This is a genomic window from Vibrio sp. 10N.222.49.C9 (genome assembly GCF_041474985.1).
Classification (GTDB): domain Bacteria; phylum Pseudomonadota; class Gammaproteobacteria; order Enterobacterales; family Vibrionaceae; genus Vibrio; species Vibrio crassostreae_C.
The window spans coordinates 124,406-126,326 of the sequence record NZ_JBFRVD010000036.1; the positions used below are offsets into that span (position 1 = coordinate 124,406).

Consider the following 1,921-nt stretch of genomic DNA (forward strand, 5'->3'; position numbering starts at 1 on the left):
ACACCACTTCCGCGGTCGCTTCTGTTGCCAACGCTTGAGAATCACTGCCGTCCGCCACAAAGCTGTAACTACCGTCAGCACGAATGGTCAATGTGCCGTAATCATTGCTGATCACCGTGTCGCCACTCTCTGCCACGGCGGTCGCGGTGCCCGTGATGCCGTTCAAAATGCCCGTGACGTTCAATGAGTCGCCATCGACATCGGAGTCATTGGATAGTAAACCGTTACCAGCACCAACGGTTAAAGTTGCGTCTTCACCAACCTCGCCGGTATCGACATTGAGTTCGGGCGCGTCGTTTACAGGTGTGATATTTAATGTCACTGTCGCTTGGTCTTCGCCACCATTTCCATCAGTGACTGTATATTGGAATGTGGCCTCACCGTTGTAGTCTTGATCTGGTGTGAATGTGATCGTTTCGTTTACATAGTCAACCGATAATGTGCCATTGACCTCAGACGTTATTGAACCAACAACAATTGAAAGAACATCACCATCGATATCAGTATCATTCGCTAACAACTCTGCGAATGGGATCGTAATAGGCTCATCTTCACGCGTAACGAGCTCAGGTTGGTTGATCCCCGTTACAATAACGTTGTCAATCAAAGCCCCAAGACTATCTGAAGCACCATCTCCTGCAAATGCTAACTCCGTACTATCAGCTTGCACCTCCAGCTCGGCGGTAACACGGTACCAACCATTAGCATCTGGTAGGCTTATTTGAATATCAAGTCCATTAGCACCGGAAAGGGTCCCATCCGCATGTACCGTGACCGAGGTGTCACCGATTTTAAAGACCATATCAGAAGACGAGTTACCATCTTGGCGAGGGTTATAGTCAAATTCAACCCGAATACTATCTTGACCTGAAGTGTCTATAATCGTTGAAATTTCAGTGTTTTTGTGAGCGTCGAGTTCAGCAAGATAGTCACCATGAGTTGCATCAGCAATTAGACCATCACGCTGAACCTCTAGCCCGTTGGTCGCATTCCAGTCGCCAAGATCATCACCAGTCACAACTGTCCATCTGCCAGTGTTTATCATTTGTTCAAATGACTCGGAGAAAAGTAACGTCTCGCTACTTTCGTTGTAACTATCATCAGTTGCTTTTGGTCCATCATTTGTGCCAGTGACCGTAATAGTTAAGGCCGCAGTATCCATCCCCCCCTTACCATCACTTATCGTATAAGTGAACGTTTCAGACACCTGCTCACCAGCTTTTAAGCTATCCGCATTATCAGCAACGTAGTTGTAACTACCGTCTTCGTTAACAATCAGAGTACCAAAGCTACCGGTTAATCCAGATCCTACAGTTCCAGCTGTGCTATTTGATGCATTTTCGGCACCTGTCCGAATACCAATGACTTCGAGGTTATCGCCATCAATATCGCTATCATTTTTCAGTAACCCTATTGATGCATCTACTGCTAAAGTCGCATCCTCGTTAATAGACCCACTGTCATTGCGAGCGATTGGCCTGTCGTTAGTACCGGTGACAGTAATAGTCGCGGTCGATGTGATCGGCTCGCCACTTTCATCGCTCATCGTGTACGTCACCACGACTTGCTCTGTTACACCTACTGGCAGGTGATCAAAATCTTCGCCAGTCGCTTCAAACACAAGTTTATTATCAACGATGGTCACCAGACCTTTGTCCGAGCTCACACTGTCTAAGGTAAAGGTCGCACCATCATCTAAATCGGTGTCGTTAGCCAATACATCTACGGTTACTGTGCTGTTCTCTTGAACTGCCCCGGTGTCTGCATTGGCAATTGGGAGATCGTTAGTACCGGTGACAGTAATAGTCGCGGTCGATGTGATCGGCTCGCCACTTTCATCGCTCATCGTGTACGTCACCACGACTTGCTCTGTTACACCTACTGGCAGGTGATCAAAATCTTCGCCAGTCGCTTCAAACAC

Annotated in this window: 1 protein-coding gene; it reads right to left on the minus strand. The window is 47.5% G+C overall.

From position 1 onward, the window contains the following. A partial coding sequence (locus tag AB4585_RS16090) for an Ig-like domain-containing protein (RefSeq protein WP_372170244.1) occupies window positions 1–1,921 on the minus strand: 1,921 nt, incomplete at both ends.